Source organism: Chromobacterium sp. INPA-IVC (genome assembly GCF_059047085.1).
In genome coordinates this window covers 366,879-387,618 of sequence record NZ_JBTNLS010000006.1, presented here as the reverse complement: position 1 = coordinate 387,618, position 20,740 = coordinate 366,879, and the positions used below count along the sequence as shown (strand labels likewise).

Below are 20,740 nucleotides of genomic sequence, written 5' to 3'. Positions count from 1 at the left end.
AAAATTATCCGAAGCCTCTCAAACCGTTGTCGTTTTCATTCCACAGCGGCGCGGCTTGACTGCGCCGGATGCCCATCCTACAACCAGCTCAGCGCGTCGCCGCCAAGCGGCCGATCCGGTCGGACGGCCGGGCGGAGGCGCATTGCGAAAGGAGCGGGCGATGGACGAAAAGGATTCAACGGATCAAGAAGGCGCGCCGGACGCAGGCCGCCGCGAGGCCTTGGGCTGTCTGGCCGCCTGGTCCGGCGCGGCGCTGGTGTGGACCATGGCGGGCGGCGTGCCGCGGGCGCAGGCTGCTGGATCTATCGGCGCGGGCGAGGGCGGCCTGAGTTTCGTGCAGATCAGCGATACCCATCTGGGTTTCCACCGCGAGGCCAATCCCGACGTGCAGGGCAGCCTGCGCCGCGCGATCGCCGACATCAACGCCTTGTCGCGGGCGCCTGCCTTCGCCGTGCACACCGGCGACGTCAGCCATCTGTCCAAGCCGGAGGAGTTTGATCTGGGGCGGCAGATGTTCAAGGAGATCCGCGTCGACCGCGTCCACACCATCCCCGGCGAGCATGACGCGCTGGACGACGGCGTGTCCGGCTATCTGAAGTTCTTCGACCACGACGGCAAGGGCAGGGCCTGGTACAGCTTCGACCAGGCCGGCGTCCACTTCGTCGCGCTCAACAATGTGCTGAATTTCTCCACCAGCCGGCTGGCTGCGCTGGGCGACGAGCAACTGGCCTGGCTGAAGCGCGATCTGGCCGGCCTGTCGCGCTCCACGCCCATCATCGTGCTGGCCCATATTCCCTTGTGGACGGTGTACGAGCCCTGGGGCTGGGGCACCGCCGACGCCGACCGGGTGATGGCGCTGCTGCGGCCGTTCGGCTCGGTGACGGTGTTGAACGGCCATATCCACCAGGTGATGCAGAAAGTGGAGGGGCATGTCGCCTTCCACACCGCGCGCTCGCTGGCCTATCCGCTGCCGACGCCGGGCCAGGCTGGTTTCGGCGAGCCGGCGCCGGTCAAGGTGCCGGCCGGGGAGCTGGGCAAGCTGCTGGGCACTCGGCAGCTGACCATCGTTCCGGGCAGCGGCCAGCTGGCGATGGTCGACACGCCGCTGGATCATTGAGAGAGGGGGATGGCATGAGCGCTTGGAAAACGGGAGCGGCGCTGGGCGCCTGGCTGGCCGCCGGCATGGCCTGGGCCGGGCCGCAGCAGGTGGACATCAGCAAGTTCGCCTTCACGCCGAAGGAGGTGACGGTGGCGCCGGGCACCAAGGTGACGTGGGTCAACCATGACGAAATCCCGCATACGGTGTCGGGCCGCGACAAATCCTTCGTCTCCAAGGCGCTGGACACCGACGACCGCTACGAGCATGTGTTCGACAAGGAAGGCGACTATGCCTACTTCTGCGCGGTGCACCCGTACATGACCGGCGTGGTGCACGTGCGCAAGCCCTGAGCGGGTTTACTTCAGATAGGAGCGGAGCACTTGCAGCACGGCGTCCAGGTCGTGCTGGCGCTGCTCCAGCTCCGGTTCCTTGACCACGTGGTCGGTCAGGTGGCCTTCCATCACCGCCAGCATCAGTCCGTTGACCGCGCCGCGTATCGCGGCGATCTGCTGCAGGATGGCTGAACAGTCGCCATCGCTCTCCAGTTGTTTTTCCAGCGCGGCGGCCTGGCCCTTCAGGCGGCGCACCCGCGCCAGCAGCTTGGCCTTGTCCCGTACCGTGTGCGACATCGTGTGGTTCTCCGTTTTCGATCGCCTGATCTTAGCATGGCACATACTGGGGGCTAGTATATTGATACTGGGGGTGAGTATAATGCGGCGCATCTACCCCCTATCCGGAAATCGCCATGACTTCGTTCTCCGCCCTGCTGCTGCAGGGAAACGCCTGGCTGTTCATGCCCAGCGCCATCGCGCTGGGCGCCTTGCACGGCCTGGAGCCGGGCCACTCCAAGACCATGATGGCCGCCTTCATCGTCGCCATCCGCGGCACGGTGCGCCAGGCCGTGCTGCTGGGCCTGGCCGCCACGGTGTCCCACACCGCCGTGGTGTGGCTGGTGGCGCTGGCGGGCATGCATTTCGGCCGCAGCTGGAATGCCGAAACCGCGGAGCCGTATTTCCAGATCGCGTCCGCGGCGCTGGTGATCATGGTGGCGGCGTGGATGATGTGGCGCACCTGGCGCCATAGCCGGCATGGCCACGATCACCATCACCATGATGGCGAGGCCAAGGAGATAGACACCGGCCACGGCGTGGTGGCGCTGGAGATTGCCGAGGCCGGCATGCCGCCGCGCTTCCGCCTGGCCGCGGCGGATGGTCATCGGCTGTCGTGGCGGGCCGAGCACGTGTCGCTGGAAACCGAGCGGCCCGATGGCGGTCGGCAAGCGTTCGCGTTCCGCGACGTCGGCGGGTTCCTGGAGTCGGTGGAGGAAATACCCGAGCCGCATGCCTTCGTCGCGCGGCTGAAGCTGGGGCACGGCCATCACAGCCATGATTACGACATCGAGTTCGCCGAGCACGGCCATCATGCGGTGGCTCGGGACGAGGGCCTGGACGTATCCGCGTCCGGCTACCAGGACCCGCACGAGTTGGCGCACGCCAACGACATCCGCCGCCGCTTCGCCGGCCGCGACGTCACCACCGGCCAGATCGTGCTGTTCGGCCTGACCGGCGGCCTGGTGCCGTGTCCGGCCTCCATCACCGTGTTGCTGTTGTGCCTGCAATTGAAGCAGGTGGCGCTGGGCGCGACGCTGGTGTTGTGCTTCAGCATCGGCCTGGCGCTAACCATGGTGGCGTCCGGCGTGCTGGCGGCGCTGAGCGTCAAGCACGTGGCGGGGCGCTGGAGCGGTTTCGGCGAATGGGTGAGGAAAGCGCCGTATGTCTCCGGCGCGCTGATCATGCTGGTGGGCTTGTACCTGGGCTGGTCCGGCTGGTCGCACTTGGCTTGAGCGGCTGAATAGGGCGGCAAGGGCGGCTTCCGCGCGGGGCTGCCTTTTTTTATGCGTTTTCAAGGAATGGATTCCGAGGCCTTGATCTGTATCATGCTTAAAGATGTGCAATATATACATCTTTAATTCCAGCATGTAGGCTGCGGATTGAGTCAGTTACTTGGGAGGCCCGCGAAGGGAGCGCATATGAAAAACACGCGAAGACTATGGGGATGGCTGGCGGTGATCTGCCTGCTGTCATTCTCGGTCCTGCTCTATATGGGCAAGGAAATCTATCAGGCGGCGCCGCCGATTCCGGCCGTGGTGCAGGGCGCCGACGGCAAGGCGCTGTTCACCGGCGAGCAAATACGCCGCGGCCAACAGGCCTGGCTGGCGTCTGGCGGCCAGCAGCTGGGCACGGTGTGGGGGCACGGCAGCTACGTGGCGCCGGACTGGTCGGCAGACTGGCTGCACCGCGAGGCGCTGGCGCTGAGGGAGGAGTGGGCCAGGCAGCGCTTCGGCAAGCCTTACGCGCAGCTGGATGTCGGACATCAGGGCATGCTGGACGCCGAGCTGCGCCGCGAGATGCGCGCCAACGGCTATGACGCGGCCAGCGACAAGCTGACGCTGAGCGCGGCCCGCGCTGCCGCCGCGCGCGAGGTGGCCGCTCATTATCAGGGCCTGTACGGCGCCGATCCGGCTTTTGACACGCTGCGCGAGCAGTACGCGATGACCGCCAACGCGCTGCCGTCGGCCGACGACCGTCTGGCGGTGTCGGCGTTCTTCTTCTGGTCGGCCTGGTCCGCCGCCGCCGATCGTCCGGGCGAGACCGGCGTGTCCTACACCAACAACTGGCCGCACGAGCCGCTGGTCGGCAACGCGCCCACCGCGGCCAACGGCATGTGGTCTATCGCCAGCGTGATCCTGATGCTGGCCGGCATCGCCGCCATGGTGTGGTACCACATGGCCGCCGGCGAAGGCGAGGCGCCCGCGCAGGTGCCGGACGCCGATCCGCTGGGCCGGCTCAAGGCCACGCCGTCGATGCGCGCCACCCGCAAGTATTTCTATGTGGTGATCGGCCTGTTGCTGACCCAGGTGGGCATGGGCGCCATCACCGCCCACTACGCGGTGGAGGGCCATAGCTTCTTCGGCCTGCCGCTGGCCGAGGTGCTGCCCTGGGTGGTGAGCCGCACCATCCACACCCAGTTCGGCGTGCTGTGGATCGCCACCGCCTGGCTGGCCACCGGCCTCTACATCGCGCCGCTGCTGTCCGGCCATGAGCCCAAGCATCAGAAGCTGGGCGTGGACGTGCTGTTCTGGGCGCTGATCTTCATCGTGGTCGGCTCCACCGTCTGCGGCTGGCTGGGCACGCTGCAGCGGCTGGGCACCGACTTCAGCTTCTGGATCGGTAACCAGGGCCTGGCCTACACCAGCATGGGCCGGGTGTGGCAGATCCTGCTGTTTGTCGGCTTGTTGTTCTGGCTGTTCCTGGTGGCGCGCGCGCTGCTGCCGGCGCTGCGCAATCCTGAAACCGAGGGCCGCAGCCTGATCGCGATGCTGCTGCTGTCCGCCGCCTGCATCGGCCTGTTCTACGCCACCTCGCTGGCCTGGGGCCAGCATACCCATTACTCGATGATCGAGTACTGGCGCTGGTGGCTGGTGCACCTGTGGGTGGAAGGCTTCTTCGAAGTATTCGCCACCGCGGTGATCGCGCTGATCTTCGCGCGGCTGGGCCTGATCCGCATGGCCAGCGCCAACCGCGCCATCGTGCTGGAAACCATCGTCTTCCTGTTCGGCGGCATCCTGGGCACGCTGCACCATCTGTACTTCACCGGCGCGTCCACCGCGGTGATTTCCATCGGCGCGGTGTTCTCTGCATTCGAAGTGGTGCCGCTGGCGCTGGTGGGTTTCGAAGGCTGGCAGACTTACCGCCGCGGCGGCGCCGCGCCGTGGGTGGCGCGCTACAAATGGGCCATCCTGTGCTTCGTAGCGGTCGGCCTGTGGAATACCGTGGGTGCCGGCCTGCTGGGCTTCGCCATCAACCCGCCGATCTCGCTGTACTACGTGCAGGGGCTGAACATGACGCCGGCCCACGGCCACGCGGCGCTGTTCGGCGTCTATGGCATGCTGGGCATCGGCCTGATGCTGTTCTGCCTGCGCGGCGTGTCGGAGGCGGAGCTGTGGGATGACGGCTTGTTGAAGCCGACCTTCTGGATGCTCAATATCGGCCTGTTCATGATGGTGTTCATGTCCATCCTGCCTTCCGGCATCTACCAGGCCTGGGCCAGCATCGAGCATGGCTTGTGGTACGCGCGCTCGCCGGAGGTGGTGCATTCGGCGCTGATGCAGAATCTGGTGTGGCTGCGGGTGCCGGGCGACATCGTGTTCGCGCTGGGCGTGCTGTATCTGGGCCGCTTCGCCCTGAAGCTGCTGGGCTGGGGCGGCAGGAAGGCTGCCGCGGCGCAACGGGCGTGAGGTGTAGTGAAGTGAAAAAAGCCGGGCTTGCCCGGCTTTTTCGCGCCTACAGCGTCTTGTACATCAGCGTGGTGGCTTGCAGCTTTTCGCCGCGGCCATCCCAAGCGTAGCCGGGAATCCTACCGGCTTCCTGATAACCCAGAGACAGATACAGCGGCTCGGCCTTGTCGCCGCTGGCGGTGTCCAGCGTCAGCAGGCTGCGGCCGTGTTGCCGTGCCTGGACTTCCAGTTCCGCCATCAGCGCGCGGGCCAGGCCCAGGCGGCGGTGGCGCGGATGCACCATCAGCTTGCATACCTCGGCGCGGTGCGGCTGGTTGGGCGGGGTGTCGCAGTCCAGCTGCGCGCTGCCGGCCAGCTCGCCGTCCGCCAGCGCGGCCAGCAACACGCGGCCGCCGCCGGCGACGCCGGGCAAGGTTTTGTCGCGCCAGAACGCGGCGGCTTGCTCGATGGGGAAGGGCTGCACGAAATGGATGCTGGCGCCGTCATGCACGCAGGCGTGCAAGAGTTCGGCCAACTCCGGCATGCGGGCTTGGGTTTGCGCGGCGTCGAGCGCGATGATTTCCAGCTGCGCCATCTTGAGTCTCCTGTTTTCTGTTTTTGGACATGCGGGCTTGATGGTGAAGCAAGAAAAAGGCCCGGGAGACCGGGCCTTCGCCATCGAAGCCGCAAGACGCCGCGGCCGGATCAGGGATCGGGCGGCCTGGGCAGCGGTTGCGCGTCGGGAATATCCGGCGCGCCGCGCTGGACTTCCACTTTGGCCACTACCGGCGCGGCATCCGGCCGCCAGCTGTCGCCGCCCTTTTTCACCGGCGGCAGCGCCGGACGGGCTGGCTGCCGCCACTGCGTGGCGGGCGTGGCCTGATGGACGATGGGTTGGGCTGGCGGCGCGGCGGCCGGTTTGGCGGTGGTCGGCGGAAAAGGAGAGGGCTCCGCTTGCCGCAGCCGCCAGGCCGCGCCGCCTGCCGCCGCCAGGCCTATCAGGATGAGGAGCCCGGCGCGGCGCGGGATCACCAGCTCACCTGGTCGTTCAGATTGAGGCTGCCGCTGGCCGGCGTTTGCAGGCTGCGGTTGCCGGACCGACTTTCCCAGCTCACGCTGCCGTCGGCGTTCTTGCGGTAATACTTGTAGGCGATCTGCTGGCCGGCGGGCAGATTGACGCCGTTGCGCCATGACGGGTAGGCGGCCGCGTCCAGCGGGATGCCGAGGTCGGTGTTCCAGTTGCCCAGCGCGCGGGCATTGCCGGTGACGTAGACCTGCTGGCCCCACTGCGTGCTGGCGGCGGCGTTGATGCCGACGGCCACTTCGCCCGCCTTGGGCGCGGCGCGGCAGTTGTTGTAGCGCGCGCAGACCACTTGCGGAATGTCGATCACGCGGCCGGCGTTGATCGAGGCCAGTAGGCTGATGTATTCGCCCATCGCCCAGTTCAACGGGCCCATCGACTTGGTGGCGTTGCCCGGCTGGTAGCCGGCCGGCGTGGTCACCGCCCAGCCGTCCGGCAGCGTGGCGCTGTTGGACCATACCTGTTCCGGCAGCATGCCTTCCGGCGTGGCCAGCAGCTTCAGCGTGGCGAAGTAGGGCTGGCCGGCGCTGCCCGCTCCCTGGCGGGCGATCTCGTACATGCCGCGCTCGGCGGTGAAGATCGGCCACAGCCGGCCGACGCCCGCGCCGTCGAAGTCGCCGCCGTCGTTGTGCTCGCCGTAGCCGTCGAAGTTGTAGCGGAACCAGGCGTTGGCCGGCAGCTTGGGCGCGCCGGGCAGCGCAAGATACTGGCCGAGCACGCTGTCGAACACAGCCATGGTGTTGACGATGGTGGGATCGTCGGCGCGCTTGACGCCCATCCGCACCAACTCCAGGAAGCCGCCGTCCACCACGCGGCGGGCATCGTGGCTGCCGCCGCCGTTCTTCACCGTCAGCGTCTGCGGCGCGTCCGGTCCGGCCGCCGGATTGAAGCTGGCGCGGTCGGCGCCGCTGCCGGCGCGATTGGCCGGGTTGATCCGGAGGTAGTAGCTGCCGTTGCCGAAGCCGCCGCTGGTGGTGTAGGTCCAGGCGGCGACGTTCTGTTGCCAGTAGTCGGCGGCGGACAGGTAGCGGCCGGCACTGGCGTCGTCGCCGTTGGCGCGGGCGATGTCGGCTGCGGCCGCCAGGCCGGCGATCTCGGCTGCGATCGTCGACGGCGAGTAGCCGGCGTTCTCTTCCCAGCGTTCCTGGTAGCTCCACGGACCGGTGGCGACGATGTAGTCGGCGGTCTGCTTGATCTTGGGCCACAGCGGATTGGAAACGGACGGCCCCAGCCGCCAGGCCAGCAGGATGGGCATCGCCTGCTCGTCCATCTGCGTGCCCTGCCAGTACGGCCAGCCGCTGACCCAGGCGTTCTGCGGGAAGCGGCCGACGCGGCTGTAGCCGGCGGCGCAGCCGGGCGCGTTGTATTCCGCTGCGCCGCAGTCGCTGTTCTGCTGCAGCGTGTTGAACAGATAGTTCACCACGGTGGTGGCGGTGGCGGCGTCGCCGGCGGTGTAGAGGGCGTTGGCGAACTTGAACAAGTCGCGCGGCCACACTAGATGGTAGCCGCCCTGGTTGGCGTCGCCCTGGGTCTCGCCCCATGGCGTGCCGATGCCGGCGATCATCGCGCCGTTGCTCTTGTCCTGCATGGTCTTCAGCGTCATCGCCGCCAGATAGTAACGGTCATCGGCCAGGCCGCCCTGGGTGGACAGGCCGGCGGCGTAGGCGTGCCAGGCGTTGTCGTACTGCTGCTGCGCGGCGGACAGGTCCGAGCCCAGCGAGGCGGCGGCGGTGTTGATTGCGTCGCCCTGGCTCTTGCCGAAAGCCAGCACCAGGTCGAAGGACGCGCTGGTAGCTGTCGGATCGCCTAGGTCCAGCCAGCCGGTTTGCGCCACGTTGCCGTTGGTGGCGGAGCTGAAGGTCCAGTGCATAGTGTTGTCGCCGCTGCCGATCAGATCGGTCCAGCCGTCGCTTTGGCCGACGAAGCCGTTGGACAGCATCGCCTGGCCGTTGACGGTTTTCCACGGCCGGCTGGCCATCAGCGCCGACGCGCGGCTGTTATGGCTGGCGGCCAGCGCGTAGCCGCCGGCGGTGGCCACGGTCTGGGCGCTGTTGCCGGCGCCGGCGTTGTCCAGATAGGGCTTGAACAGCACGTACACATTGAAGTCGCCGACCGTATGGCCGTTCAGCGCGGTGAAGGTCGTGCGCTGCACCAGCGCGTCGCGGGCGGGGTCGGCGAAGATGCGCTTGCTGATTCGCCAGTTATGGCTGTCGTTGCCGGTGCTGGCGATCCAGCTCATCGTGCGCTTGTCGCTTTGGCCGGCGGAATAGGCTTGGCGCTTTTCTTCGTCGACGAAAGTCTGGCCTGCGTCGCCGACTAGAAACTGTAGATCCACCGATTCCGGCGTGTCCAGCGTCGGGTAGTACACCTCGGACACGATGCCGCGGTAGCCGGTGAAATAGACTTTGGACGGGCTGCCGACGGCGGTGCCGACGAAGGACTTGGCCGCCGGGCCGCGTGCCGGCGCGCTGCCGGGGGCGCCGAAGGCCTCCGCGGCCTGGATGGCGGGCGAGAACAGGGCGGCGATCAGGACGCCCAAAAGCGCGGGGCGGGTCAGGGACGGATGGGGCATGATGGTTGTCTCCTCTTCGAATGTTTTGCTGGCGTTGATGAAGCCTATTGTTTTGATGTCATTGTAATTTTGTTACGCAATATACCAAATAAATGAGAGCGAGGCGGCGGCCGTGCGTCGGAGTGTTCTGGAGGACAGGCCGCGGCGAAACGCAAGCACCAGCAGGCCGTTGGGATGGGAGGAGGCGCGGCGAGCCGGGCAGCCATCACAAAGGATGGGGCATGGGCATGGGGCGACGCTTACGCTGTCAACAGCCGGACAAACTGTCCGGTTTTCCAACCGATATAGGGGGATGCAATGAGCCAGACCAAGGTGGAGTCCCAATCCGTCGCCCAGCCTCGGCACGGCCAAGTCTTCGAGCCCGCCTCGCGCGGCCAGCTGTGCGTGGACGGCGTCAACGCGCAATGTCCGCTGCAGAGCTGGCAGGTCAACGGCCTGGAAGGCGGCAAGTTCTTTCCGGCCGTGGAGGCCAATCTGCACGATCCGTTGGCGCCGACCGACGCCGTCAACGCCAAGCCCCCTGTCGACGGCAGGCTAGCCAGCGTCGGGCAAGAGCACGCCGCGGTGCTGGACGAGCAAAGCGCCGATCGCTGGCACAAGCATCAGGCGAGGCCCGGCCAGACGCTGGAATTCAAATGGAGCTACCACGCTGTCCATTTGACGCGGCGCTGGAATTACTTCATCACCAAGACGGATTGGGATCCGAATCGGCCGCTGACGCGCGCCCAGTTTGACGCGGAACCGTTCTACAAGGCGGAGCTGACCGCGCAGCCGTTTTGGGAGCATCAGGCCGAACTGACGCCGCCGCAGCCGACCATCCATCAGGTTCGCCTGCCGGAGCGCCGCGGCTACCACGTGGTGCTGGCGGTGTGGGAAGTGGCGGACACCGGCAACGCCTTCTATCAGGTGATCGACTTCAACTTCTCGTGATGCGTTGCGTAGTTTTGTGACACAGATCAAATAAACATGTATAATTTTTACATCTTTAAAAGATCCCCGGCAGAGAAGGGGATTTTTTTCGGCAATAAAGATGTATTTATTGAATATCTTAAGGAGCTGACATGCTGAGCGAACAAACCCGATCCCTGGTCAAGGCCACCGTGCCGGTGCTGCAGCAGCACGGCGTGGCGCTGACCAGCCACTTCTACCGCCGCATGTTCGAACACAACCCGGAGCTGAAGAACGTGTTCAACCAGGGACACCAGCACTCCGGCCAGCAGCAGCAGGCGCTGGCGATGGCGGTGCTGGCCTACGCCCAGCACATCGACGACCCGTCGCCGTTGCTGCCGGTGCTGACCCGCGTCGCGCACAAGCATGTCAGCCTGGGCATACGCGCCGAGCACTATCCCATCGTCGGCAAGCATCTGTTGGCCTCCATCCGAGAGGTGCTGGGCGAGGCGGCCGGCGACGATCTGATCCAGGCCTGGGCCGAGGCCTACGGCTTGCTGGCGGACACGTTGATCGGCATCGAAAACGGCATGTACCGCGACACCACCAACGCCGATGGCGGCTGGAGCGGCTGGCGGCCGTTCCGGGTGGCGAAAAGGGAAGCGGAAAGCGAGGAGATCGAGTCGTTCTATCTGGAACCGAGCGACGGCGGCGCGCTGCCGTCGTTCAAGCCCGGCCAGTACGTGTCGGTGAAGCGTTTCGTCGCAGAATGGGGGCTGAGCCAGCCGCGCCAGTACAGCCTGTCCGACGCGCCCAACGGCGAGTACCTGCGGATCTCGGTCAAGCGCGAAGACGCGGGAGAAGGCAAGCCCGCCGGCCGCATGTCCAATCTGCTGCATCGCGAGGTCCAGGTCGGCGACGTGCTGGAGCTGAGCGCGCCGCAGGGCGACTTCTTCCTGCATGAGGAACGGAACGGTCCGGCGGTGCTGATCAGCGCCGGCGTCGGCCAGACGCCGATGCAGGCGATGCTGGGCCAGCTGCTCAAGCGCGGCGGCCGCGAGGTGCGCTTCCTGCATGCGGCCCGGCACGGCGGCGCGCACGCGATGGGCGCGAAAGTGCGCCAGTTGGCCGATCGACATCCGCAGTTGCAGATTCATGTTTGTTACGAGACGCCGCGCGCGCAGGATGTGATCGGCGCCGATTACCACGCGGCCGGTCGCCTGAGCCTGGGCGAGATCAAGAGCCTGGCGCTGCTGCCGGATGCCGATTACTACCTGTGCGGTCCGCTGGGTTTCATGCGCGCGCAGCGCGACAGCCTGCGCGGCCTGGGCGTGACGGCCGACCGCATCCATTACGAAGTGTTCGGCTCCCACCCTGGCGACGATTGAGGCCATCGGCCAGACGCGGTATGCTGCCGCCGACTCCCCGCACTGAAGATAGACATGCAACTGACCCGATTCACCGACCTAGGACTGCGCGTGCTGATGTACCTGACCGGGCAGCAGCCCGGCCAGCTGGCCACCATTCCGGAGATCGCCGAGCGGTTCGAGGTGTCGCGCAACCATCTGGTCAAGGTGGTGCACTTCATGGCGCAGCAAGGTTGGCTGGCCACCACCCGGGGCAAGGGCGGCGGCATGGCGCTGGCGCGGCAGCCCGAACACTACCGGCTGGGCGAGGTGGTGCGCACGCTGGAAGGCAAGCCGCAGTTGATAGACTGCGCCGAGCCGCCGTGCGCGCTGAGCCGCGGCTGTTTGCTGAAAGGCGCGCTGGACGAGGCGCTGGCGGCCTTTTTCCTGACGCTGGACGGCTATACGCTGCGCGACATCGTGGCCAGTCCGACCGGCGAGGCCATCATCCGTCTGCATCGTCTGAGCAGCGGATAGCGCCTTGATCCTGCGTTGCGCCTCCTTGCCGTACGATGCGTACTGTTTGCGTCGGCGCGCCTTGGCTCAGGGCGTTATCAGCGGCTTTAGTGTTTGAGTTGCTTCCTTGCCGCGCTCTGCGCGGCACCCCCGCCGGTGGCCTTGGCGCTTAGGCCGCCGCCGGGCCTTTCAGCTCGATTCCGTTGCCGTCCGGGTCGCGCAGGTAGATCGACGGGCCGGTGCCTTCGGCGCCGAAGCGTTGCTTGGCCGGCTCGACGGCGATGCCCAGCTGGGCAAGGTGGGCGCGGATCGCGTCTTCATCGAATGGCGCTATCCGCAGGCAGAAGTGGTCGACATTGTTTCCGGCCGGCTCGCCGCCGGGCAGCAGGTCGATCAGCGCGCTGCCGGCATCCAGGTGCACCAATCCCAGTTTTTCCTGTCTCTTCACCACCCGGCAACCCAGCGCTTCCAGATAGAATCGTTCGGAGCGGGCTGGGTCGGCGACGCGCAACACGATGTGATCGAGTCCGAGGACATTGAATGGGGCCATGGTTTCCTCCTGTCGGTTGCTTATTGTTTCATGTTATTTGAATAATAATTGATTGTTAAATTGCTATTTTTCATGGCGCCGATAGCGCCGCGCAGGCGCAAGAGCGTGGGAGAACATATGGAATGGCTGTCCGGCCTGCCGCGCGTGGCGGGCCTGTTCGTGTTGACCGCATTGGCCGAGATCGTCGGCTGCTATTTGCCGTGGCTGGTGTTGCGCGAGGGTAAGTCCTGGTGGCTGCTGGCGCCGGCGGCGTTGTCGCTGGCCTTGTTCGCCTGGCTGCTGACTCTGCACCCGGCCGCCGCCGGGCGGGTCTATGCGGCCTATGGCGGCGTGTATGTCAGCGTGGCCTTGCTTTGGCTGTGGCTGGTGGATGGCATCCGGCCGGACCGATGGGACGCGCTGGGGTGTTCGCTGGCGCTGGCCGGAATGCTGGTGATCATGTTCGCGCCCAGAAGCTAGTAAAACTATTTCTTAAGCTTGAGATGCAGCGCTTGCAGCGCGCCCATCAAGCTGAACAAGCCTAACAGGGCAAAGCCCGCTTGATAGCCGGCGTGGCCCGTCCAGCGCTGCAAGACCAAAGACAGCAGAGCCAGCGCGACGGCGCCGCTGGCGTATTGCGCCGTTACCATCAATGAGCTGGCCGCGCCGTGTTGTTGCTCGGGAATGCTGCGAATGCCGACGGCGAACTTGGCAGTGTAGATCATGCCGTGAGCCAGGCCGCTGATCAGCAATCCCGGCAATAGGCGGCTCAGGTAGTCGTATTCCTTGGCGCAGATGGCGATCAGCCATAGCCCGATTTGCGCCAGCAAAAATCCCCAGAACAGCATTCGCGCGGCGCCGATTTTAGGAATCCCGCGCCCGGCCACCATATTGCCCGCGATGATGGCGCCGGCAAGCGGCAGAAACAGCAGCCCGGCTTGCAGCGGGCCATAGCCATAGCCTTCTTGCAGCAATAGCGTTACCAGGAAAAACTCGGTGCCGACGCCGGCCATATAGCAGGCGCTGGCGAAACAGCCGGCGCGCAAGCTGGGCAAGCGGCGCGTTTCGCGCGGAATCATCGGCTGCGGCAACTTCCATTCTGCAAGCAAAAAAGCGGGCAGCAGGATGGCGGTCGCGAGTAGCGCATAGTCCACGTATTCGACTCTCGCCGCGTGTTCGCCGAGCAAGGTCAAGGCCAGAGCCAGGCTGCTCATCGCCGCCGTGCCCAGCAGCGCCGCCAGCCAGGGCAATGCTTGCGGAGCGCGACGGGCCGATCGCTCGTCCAGCCAGCGGCGGGCGCCCGCCATGCAGAGCAGGGCGATGGGCAGGTTGATGAAAAACACCAGCCGCCAGGAGGTGGCGACAAGCAAGCCGCCCAGCGCGACGCCCGCGACCAGGCCGGATGCGCCGACCGCGCCCCAGATGGCCAGCGCGCGCGTTCTTGGGGCGCCTTCGGCGAAGTTGAGCGAAATCAGCGCGATCAATGACGGCTGCAAAGCGGCGGCGGCCAAGCCCTGCAGGCCGCGCGCGGCCAGCAGAGGCGCGGCTGAAGCGGCAAGTCCGCCAAGCAAGGAAGCCGCGCCGAACAAGCCGCTGGCCCAGACGAAAACGCGAACCGGGCCGTAGCGGTCGCTCAAGCGGCCGCCCAGCAGCAAGAAGCCGGCGAACAGCAGCGCATAGGCCGACATCACCCATTGCGCCTCATTGGCGGCCAATTGCAATTGACGCGCCAGCGTCGGCAGCGCGACATACACGATGGAGTAGTCGAGCGCGATCATGAACTGGGTAAGCGATAGGGCGGCCAGTCCCCAGGCTGAAGAATGGGGAGGCGTTGCAGGCAGCGACAGGGAGCGGTCCATGATGGATATCCGTAATGTGGGAATGGCTGCACTGTATATTGTGTTTTATTGACTGATAATCCTGCTTTATGGAAACTGATAGTAGAGATTAAGTGGACAATTAAATGGAGCATTTCGCCGCGATACCCGTATTCGTCGCCGTGGTGGAGGCAGGCAGCTTTTCCGCCGCCGCAGCCAAGCTGGGCTTGACCAAATCCGCCGTCAGCAAGCGGGTGCAGCAATTGGAGGCGGGCTTGAATGTGCGGCTGCTGCAGCGCACGACCCGCAGCCTGAGCCTGACCGAGGCGGGAGAGCGCTATTACGACAGCGTGCGCCACGCGCTGGCCCTCGCCGTCGAGGCGGAGGAGGCGGCGGCCGGCCTGCAAAGCCAGGCCGCCGGTTTACTGCGCGTCAGCGCGCCGATGGCTTTCGGCCGGCTGCACCTATCGCCGCTGGTGCCGGAGTTTCTGCGCCGCCATCCCGGCATCGAGCTTGATCTGGCGATGGACGACCGCATGGTTGACCTGGTGGCCGATGGTTACGATCTGGCTGTGCGCATCGGCAATCTGCCGGACAACAGCATGGTGGCCCGCCGTCTAGCGCCGTGCCGGGTGTGGATGTGCGCGTCGCCGGACTATTTGGCGCAATTCGGCGAGCCTGGGCACCCGGCGGAGTTGGCCAACCATAACTGCATCGCCTATTCCTATTATCGCGGCGGCGCCAGCTGGCTGTTCCAGGGAGCGCAAGGCGAGATCCGCGTCCAGCCGCGCGGCAATTACCAGGTCAATAACAGCGAGGCGCGACGCGACGCGCTGCTGGCCGGCCTGGGCATCTGTGAAATGCCCACCTTCATCGTCGGGCCGGATCTGGCGGCAGGAAGGCTCAAGGCGGTGCTGACGGATTATCCTTTGCCCCGCCACGCCATCCATGCGGTGTATCCCGAGCGGCGGCGTCTGCCGGCCAAGGCGCGGGTCTTCATCGATTTTCTCGAAGAGAAGCTGGGCGGCGATCTGCCCTTGTGGGATCGCGGCCTGCCCGCATCTTTGCTGGCATTGCCAAATGGGAAACCGCTATGAGCAAGACTATAGGCAAAGCACTGGTCTGGCTGCGCCGTGACCTGCGGCTGGATGACCACGCCGCCTTCTACCACGCGCTGAAGCGCAGCGAGGCTGTGCTGCCGGTGTTCGTGTTCGATAGCTCGATACTGGACGCCTTGCCGCGCGACGACCGGCGCGTGGATTTCATCTGGCAGAGCGCGGCGGCGTTGAAGGCCGAGCTGAACCAGCTGGGCGGCGACCTGCTGGTTCGACAGGGGCTGCCTGTCGACGAGATTCCGCGGCTGGCGGCGGAGCTGGGCGCCGACGCGGTGTTCTGCAACCGCGACTACGAGCCGGCCGCCCGCGAGCGCGACGCCGAGGTGGCGCGGCGGCTGTCCGAGCGCGGCATCGCCTTCCACGACAGCAAAGATCAGGTGATTTTCGAGACCGACGAAGTCTTGACCGGCGCGGGCAAGCCGTTCTCGGTGTTCACGCCGTACAAGAACGCCTGGCTGAAGAAGCTGACGCCGTTCCACCTGCAGGCCTATCCGGCGCGGCGCTATCTGGACGCCTTGATGCCGCGCCGGCCGGAGGCGATGCCGTCGCTGGCCGGCATCGGCTTTGCTTCCAGCGATCTGGCCAGCCTGCCCATCCAGGCTGGCGCGACCGGGGCCGAGGCGCTGTTCGCCGATTTCGCCGGCCGCATCGAGCGCTACAAGACCCAGCGCGACTTTCCCGGCGTCAAGGGCGTGTCCTATCTCAGCGTCCATTTGCGCTTCGGCACCATTTCCATCCGTCAGCTGGCCGCCTATGCCTGGCACGATGGCGGCGAGGGCGCGATGACCTGGCTGAGCGAGCTGATCTGGCGCGACTTCTACCAGCAAGTGCTGTGGCATCGGCCGGATGTGGTGGAGCGCGCGTTCAAGCCGGAGTACGACGCGCTGCCTTTCCCCAATGACTCTGAATGGTTCGATGCCTGGCGCGAGGGCCGCACCGGCTACCCGCTGGTGGACGCGGCGATGCGCCAGCTGAACCGCAGCGGCTACATGCATAACCGCTTGCGGATGGTGGCGGCCAGCTTCCTGGTCAAGGATCTGCTGATCGACTGGCGCTGGGGCGAGCGTTATTTCGCCGAGAAACTGCTGGATTTCGATCTGGCGGCCAACAACGGCGGCTGGCAGTGGGCGGCCAGCACCGGCTGCGACGCCCAGCCTTACTTCCGCATCTTCAATCCGGTCAGCCAGAGCGAGAAGTTCGACCCGGACGGCCGCTTCATCCGCCGCTACGTGCCGGAGCTGGCGCGGCTGCCGGACAAGCTGATCCACGCGCCGTGGCTGGCCAAGCCGGAGCAACTGGCGGACGCAGGCGTGAAGCTTGGGCGCGACTACCCGCTGCCGGCGGTCGACCACGCGGTTCAGCGCGAGCTGGCGCTGGCCTTGTTCAAGCGTTGAATTCGTCCGGCCAGCCGCCGCTTTCCAGCAATTGGCGGCGGTAGCGCTCCGGTGAGTCGCCCAGCTGTTTCTGGAACATCGCGATGAAGGCCGACGGCGTGGCGTAGCCGAGACGCGCCGAGATGTTCTGCACGCTGTCGCCCTGTTTGAGTCCGGACAGCGCTTCCAGCAGGCGCGCCCGGCCGCGCCATTGGCCGAAGCTCATGCCCAGCTCGCGCTGGAACAGCCGCGCCAGCGTGCGCTCGGTGCTGAACACGCGCTCCGCCCAAGCCTTCAACGGCGTGGCGTCGGCCGGGTCCTGGCGGATCGCGTCCAGTATCGGCTGCAGCAGGCGCTGCCGGCTGTCGGGCAGGTAGCTGGCTTCGCGGCCGGATTGCAGGATGCGCTGGCACAGCAGCTCGGCCTGGCGAATGTCCCATGGCTCGGCCGGCACGGTGATCTGGCGCTGGCTGAAATCGTCCAGCAACGCCCGCACCAGCGGAGTCTGCTCCAGCAGGCAGGTGGAGGACGGCAACTGAGCGGCCACCCCGTCTCCGACGTAGATCGAGGTGTAGTGCATCGCCTGGTGGATGTAGGCGGCGTGCGGCTCGGCCGGCGGCGTCCAGAGCAGGTATTGCGCGGTGGCCACCACGCGTCGGTCGTCCAGCAGCAGTTCCATCATGCCCAGATTGATGCGGCTGAGCTGGCCCCAGCGGTGGCGATGGCGGGCGAACTCGCTCTTCGGCGTGAAGCGGTGGTAGCGGAATATCAGCGGCGCCGGCTCCAGCAGGCTCTGATCGCTGGCGAAGTAGCCGTCGTGGTTGTCGGCGTCCATATTGTCCGGTTTGCCCCAGTGATTTGTCCGTTTTGAATTATATGCTCCATAACGGACGAATCTAGAATGGATGGGATAAAGTCGAAGGAGGCTGTGATGGCCATGCTGTTTCCCCTGCTGGCGGTGCTGATCTGGGCCGCCAACACCATTGTTTCCAAGGCCGCCGCCCAAGTGCTGGACCCGGCTGCGATTTCCATTTACCGCTGGCTGCTGGCGGCGCTGGTGCTGACGCCGTTTTGCCTGCCCGCGCTGCGCCGCCGCGCCGCCGAGCTGAAGCCCTGGCTGGGCAAGCTGCTGGCGCTGGCGATGCTGGGCATGGTGATGTTCCAGTGCCTGGCCTACTACGCGGCGCACAGCACCAGCGCCACCAATATGGGCGTGATCACCGCGCTGGTGCCCTTGCTGGGCCTGTTGCTGAATGCCGCGGTGTTTCGCCAGAAGGTGAGCGGCCTGGCCTGGCTGGGCGTGGCGGTGTCGCTGTCCGGCGTGGTTTACCTGCTGGGCAAGGGCGATCCGACGAGCCTGCTGGCCAATGGCGTCAATACCGGCGACGCGTTGATTTTGGCCGGCGCCGCATCCTACGCGCTGTACGGCATCCTGCTGCGGCGCTGGGCGCCGCCGTTCGGCGCCTGGCTGAATCTGTATCTGCAGGCCAGCCTGGCGGTATTGCTGCTGCTGCCGTTGACGCTGACCGCGCAGAGCATGGCCATTCCGGCCAAGGGCATCGGCCTGGTGCTGTTCGCCGGCATTGGTTCTTCGCTGCTGGCGGCCTATCTGTGGATGCGCGGCATCCAGAGGCTGGGCAGCGAGCGCACCGCCATTTTCATGAACCTGCTGCCGCTGTTCACTGCGGTGCTGGCCAGCGTTTTGCTGGGCGAAACCATCCATCACTACCACTGGCTGGGCGGCGGCCTGATCCTGCTGGGCGTGGCGCTGGGGCAGGGCATGCTGAAGCTGGGCAGCGCGAAAAAGATGGCTTTTGTAAATAAATAACACAATCCATTAACAAAAATTTACCTGAGCGATGTGGCGTTTTATTGCGCTTATAGTGCGAGAGCGAAGGTAAATCCGTGTGTCGGATCGATGGCCGGCCATGTCGTGGCAGATAGCTGCGCATGGCCGTGTTGCGGCGCAAAAAGGCGTTGTCATGAGGCTATTGACGTTTATTTCGCGCCAGGATTACCATCGCGGCGTTTTCATAACTGGGGGCTGATGCCTTGGAAAGTTGCAGTAGTAGTTGGTTATCCACCGGGTCGTGCTGACCGGCAAAGGCATCGTCACCATTTCATTGGCCGCTGTCCTGCCGCGAGGCTAGACAGTGCGCATCCCAGGCTCGGCCACTCCGCCGCGGCCGCGTGCTTACCCCATATACCGTTACTGCTGATGACCGCGTACCGAACCCTGTCGGACGCCTAAATCAGGTTTGCGCATCTTCGCGTTTGCATACGCCCGGCGTTTGTCCGTCAGGCCGACGCAGCCGCGCTCATGCCCGCATGCCTTCGTTTGCTTGAAAAACGACGGGCGGTCCCCGCTTGCGCCGCCTGTTCGGAGACGATGACAATGACTAATAACGTCAAGAACGAAGCTGTACTCGACAGCGCCCACGTCGGAGACATCCGCGGCGCTTTCGGAACCATCCGCCATGGCGACGTGGCCGCCCGCAACAGCGTCTGGCAGCGGCTGCGCACGCTGCTGGCCATCCTGGGCCCCGGCCTGATCGTGATGGTCGGCGACAATGACGCCGGCGCCTTCAGCACTTATGCCCAAGCGGGCCAGAACTATGGCACCTCGCTGCTGTGGACGCTGATCTTGCTGATCCCGGTGCTGTACGTGAACCAGGAAATGGTGCTGCGCCTGGGCGCCGTCACCGGCGTCGGCCATGCCCGGCTGATCCTGGAGCGCTTCGGCAAATTCTGGGGCGCGTTCAGCGCCATCGACCTGTTCCTGCTGAACGCGCTGACCATCGTCACCGAATTCATCGGCATCACGCTGGCGCTGCAATATCTAGGGCTGCCCAAGGAGTGGGGCGTGGTCGCCGCCGCCTTGTTGGTGATGGCGGCCGCCAGTACCGGCGATTTCCGCCGCTTCGAGCGCTTCTCGATGATTCTGGTGGTGTTCAGCCTGCTCTTGGTGCCGGTGTTCATGATGGTGCACCCGCCGATGGAGCAGATCGGCCATGACTTGTTCGTGCCGGGCATGCCGGCGGGCGGCAAGCTGTCCGACGTGATGCTGCTGATCATCGGCATCGTCGGCACCACCGTGGCGCCGTGGCAGCTGTTCTTCCAGCAAAGCTACGTGATCGACAAGCGCATCACGCCGCGCTTCATCAAGTACGAGCGCGCCGATCTGTGGCTGGGCATCGTGCTGGTGCTGATCGGCGCCATCGCCATCATCGGCATGGCCGCCGCGCTGTTCGCCGGCAAGCCGGAATTCGGCAATTTCCAGGACGCCGGCGCGGTCGCTGCGGGCCTGGGGAAATACCACAGCCATCTGGCCGGCGTGCTGTTCGCGGTCGCGCTGATCGACGCCAGCCTGATCGGTGCCAGCGCGGTGTCGTTGTCCACCGCCTACGCGCTGGCCGACGTGCTGAACATGAAGCACTCGCTGCACCGAAAGCCGTCCGACGCCCGCGCCTTCTACCTGGTGTACTTCCTGCTGATCGCCGGGGCCGCCGCGCTGGTGCTGATTCCGGGTGTGCCGCTGGGCTTGCTGACCAACGCGGTGCAAACGCTGGCCGGCGTGTTGCTGCCGTCCGCCTCGGTCTTCCTGCTGCTGCTGTGCAACGACAAGGAAGTGCTGGGCCCATGGGTGAACGGCCGCTGGACCAATCTGTTCACCGGCCTGGTGGCGGCGGTGCTGGTGCTGTTGTCGGTGATCCTGACCGCTTCGGTGCTGTGGCCGGACATCTCCAGCCAGACCATCGTCAATGTACTGGTCGGCGGTGGCATCGTCGGGGGCATCGTGGTGATCGCCGCGCATGTCGTCAAGCTGCGCCGCGACGCCGAAACCGGCGCCGATCTGGCGGAAGAGGCCAAGCCGACCAAGCTGTACATGCACACCTGGCGCATGCCGCCGCTGGCTCAGTTGAAGCCGATGGTGCTATCGCGCAGCAACCGCATGTGGATGGCCGTGTTGCGCGGCTATCTGGTGGTGGCTGTCATCATGGTGGTGTACAAGGTGACGCAGGTCGCCTTGCTCGGCCACTGAGCGGCGGGTTAAGGTGGGGCCGGTGCCGCGTAAAAGCGGCGCCGGCTTTTGCCCTATTAGGGACCGGTGCATGGTGGCTTTCACGG

The 20,740-nt window shown here is 65.7% G+C and carries 19 protein-coding genes; 12 read left to right on the top strand and 7 right to left on the bottom strand.

The features are described from left to right. Positions 1 to 160 precede the first annotated feature (160 nt). Positions 161 to 1,117, top strand: coding sequence for a metallophosphoesterase family protein (locus ACX17K_RS13600; RefSeq protein WP_493775207.1), 957 nt, complete (start codon positions 161 to 163; stop codon positions 1,115 to 1,117). A 14-nt stretch (positions 1,118 to 1,131) separates the two neighbouring features. Then, positions 1,132 to 1,449 carry a cupredoxin domain-containing protein gene (locus ACX17K_RS13595; protein WP_493775206.1) on the top strand — a complete coding sequence of 106 codons (318 nt, stop codon included), beginning with the start codon at positions 1,132 to 1,134 and terminating at the stop codon, positions 1,447 to 1,449. A gap of 6 nt (positions 1,450 to 1,455) precedes the next feature. Here the strand turns inward: ACX17K_RS13595 and ACX17K_RS13590 are convergent, their stop codons facing one another. Further along, positions 1,456 to 1,728: a metal/formaldehyde-sensitive transcriptional repressor gene (locus ACX17K_RS13590; protein ID WP_046157194.1), complete on the bottom strand. Its 273-nt coding sequence runs from the start codon at positions 1,726 to 1,728 to the stop codon at positions 1,456 to 1,458. A gap of 116 nt (positions 1,729 to 1,844) precedes the next feature. Between ACX17K_RS13590 and ACX17K_RS13585 the strand changes: the two genes are divergently transcribed. Further along, a complete protein-coding gene (locus tag ACX17K_RS13585) occupies positions 1,845 to 2,942 on the top strand; it encodes a nickel/cobalt efflux transporter (protein ID WP_493775205.1) in 1,098 nt (365 codons plus the stop codon). Between the two features lie 186 nt (positions 2,943 to 3,128). Further along, positions 3,129 to 5,396: a nitric-oxide reductase large subunit gene (locus ACX17K_RS13580; RefSeq protein WP_493775204.1), complete on the top strand. Its 2,268-nt coding sequence runs from the start codon at positions 3,129 to 3,131 to the stop codon at positions 5,394 to 5,396. 46 nt (positions 5,397 to 5,442) lie between these two features. Here the strand turns inward: ACX17K_RS13580 and ACX17K_RS13575 are convergent, their stop codons facing one another. From ACX17K_RS13575 to ACX17K_RS13565, 3 genes are all read right to left on the bottom strand, one after another. Further along, a complete protein-coding gene (locus ACX17K_RS13575) occupies positions 5,443 to 5,970 on the bottom strand; it encodes a GNAT family N-acetyltransferase (RefSeq protein WP_493775203.1) in 528 nt (175 codons plus the stop codon). 110 nt (positions 5,971 to 6,080) lie between these two features. Then, on the bottom strand, positions 6,081 to 6,407 hold the full coding sequence (locus ACX17K_RS13570) for a hypothetical protein (protein ID WP_493775202.1): 327 nt from the start codon (positions 6,405 to 6,407) through the stop codon (positions 6,081 to 6,083). Next, positions 6,404 to 9,028, bottom strand: a complete 2,625-nt coding sequence (locus ACX17K_RS13565) for a glycoside hydrolase family 15 protein (RefSeq protein ID WP_493775201.1) — start codon at positions 9,026 to 9,028, stop codon at positions 6,404 to 6,406. The genes ACX17K_RS13570 and ACX17K_RS13565 overlap by 4 nt, the downstream gene beginning before the upstream one ends. Positions 9,029 to 9,325: 297 nt before the next feature. Between ACX17K_RS13565 and ACX17K_RS13560 the strand changes: the two genes are divergently transcribed. The 3 genes from ACX17K_RS13560 (at position 9,326) to ACX17K_RS13550 (ending at position 11,799) form a co-directional block, all read left to right on the top strand. Then, positions 9,326 to 9,958: a lytic polysaccharide monooxygenase auxiliary activity family 9 protein gene (locus ACX17K_RS13560; protein ID WP_493775200.1), complete on the top strand. Its 633-nt coding sequence runs from the start codon at positions 9,326 to 9,328 to the stop codon at positions 9,956 to 9,958. 131 nt (positions 9,959 to 10,089) lie between these two features. Further along, positions 10,090 to 11,304 carry an NO-inducible flavohemoprotein gene (gene hmpA, locus ACX17K_RS13555; protein ID WP_493775199.1) on the top strand — a complete coding sequence of 405 codons (1,215 nt, stop codon included), beginning with the start codon at positions 10,090 to 10,092 and terminating at the stop codon, positions 11,302 to 11,304. 54 nt (positions 11,305 to 11,358) lie between these two features. Next, entirely contained in the window at positions 11,359 to 11,799 is a 441-nt protein-coding gene (locus ACX17K_RS13550) for an RrF2 family transcriptional regulator (protein ID WP_347371274.1), read from the top strand. A gap of 148 nt (positions 11,800 to 11,947) precedes the next feature. Here the strand turns inward: ACX17K_RS13550 and ACX17K_RS13545 are convergent, their stop codons facing one another. After that, the gene (locus ACX17K_RS13545) at positions 11,948 to 12,328 is read right to left on the bottom strand and encodes a VOC family protein (protein WP_493775198.1); all 381 of its coding nucleotides are present in this window, start codon (positions 12,326 to 12,328) and stop codon (positions 11,948 to 11,950) included. A gap of 117 nt (positions 12,329 to 12,445) precedes the next feature. Here ACX17K_RS13545 and ACX17K_RS13540 point away from each other — a divergent pair, with 117 nt between their 5' ends. Continuing rightward, positions 12,446 to 12,787 carry a YnfA family protein gene (locus ACX17K_RS13540; RefSeq protein ID WP_493775197.1) on the top strand — a complete coding sequence of 114 codons (342 nt, stop codon included), beginning with the start codon at positions 12,446 to 12,448 and terminating at the stop codon, positions 12,785 to 12,787. 5 nt (positions 12,788 to 12,792) lie between these two features. Here the strand turns inward: ACX17K_RS13540 and ACX17K_RS13535 are convergent, their stop codons facing one another. Further along, positions 12,793 to 14,166: an MFS transporter gene (locus tag ACX17K_RS13535; RefSeq protein WP_493775196.1), complete on the bottom strand. Its 1,374-nt coding sequence runs from the start codon at positions 14,164 to 14,166 to the stop codon at positions 12,793 to 12,795. Between the two features lie 104 nt (positions 14,167 to 14,270). On the opposite strand from ACX17K_RS13535, the gene ACX17K_RS13530 reads away from it, so the two are divergent. Both ACX17K_RS13530 and ACX17K_RS13525 read left to right on the top strand, forming a co-directional pair. Next, positions 14,271 to 15,221: a LysR family transcriptional regulator gene (locus tag ACX17K_RS13530; protein ID WP_493775195.1), complete on the top strand. Its 951-nt coding sequence runs from the start codon at positions 14,271 to 14,273 to the stop codon at positions 15,219 to 15,221. Beyond that, positions 15,218 to 16,633 (top strand): cryptochrome/photolyase family protein, encoded by a 1,416-nt coding sequence (locus ACX17K_RS13525; RefSeq protein ID WP_493775194.1) that lies wholly within the window; start codon positions 15,218 to 15,220, stop codon positions 16,631 to 16,633. The genes ACX17K_RS13530 and ACX17K_RS13525 overlap by 4 nt, the downstream gene beginning before the upstream one ends. Here the strand turns inward: ACX17K_RS13525 and ACX17K_RS13520 are convergent. Next, complete coding sequence (locus tag ACX17K_RS13520; protein ID WP_493775193.1) at positions 16,623 to 17,447, bottom strand: AraC family transcriptional regulator; 825 nt, start codon at positions 17,445 to 17,447, stop codon at positions 16,623 to 16,625. The two genes, ACX17K_RS13525 and ACX17K_RS13520, sit on opposite strands and share 11 nt — an antisense overlap. 96 nt (positions 17,448 to 17,543) lie before the next feature. On the opposite strand from ACX17K_RS13520, the gene ACX17K_RS13515 reads away from it, so the two are divergent. Next, on the top strand, positions 17,544 to 18,440 hold the full coding sequence (locus ACX17K_RS13515) for a DMT family transporter (RefSeq protein ID WP_493775192.1): 897 nt from the start codon (positions 17,544 to 17,546) through the stop codon (positions 18,438 to 18,440). Between the two features lie 567 nt (positions 18,441 to 19,007). After that, entirely contained in the window at positions 19,008 to 20,654 is a 1,647-nt protein-coding gene (locus ACX17K_RS13510) for an Nramp family divalent metal transporter (RefSeq protein ID WP_493775191.1), read from the top strand. Positions 20,655 to 20,740: the final 86 nt, after the last annotated feature.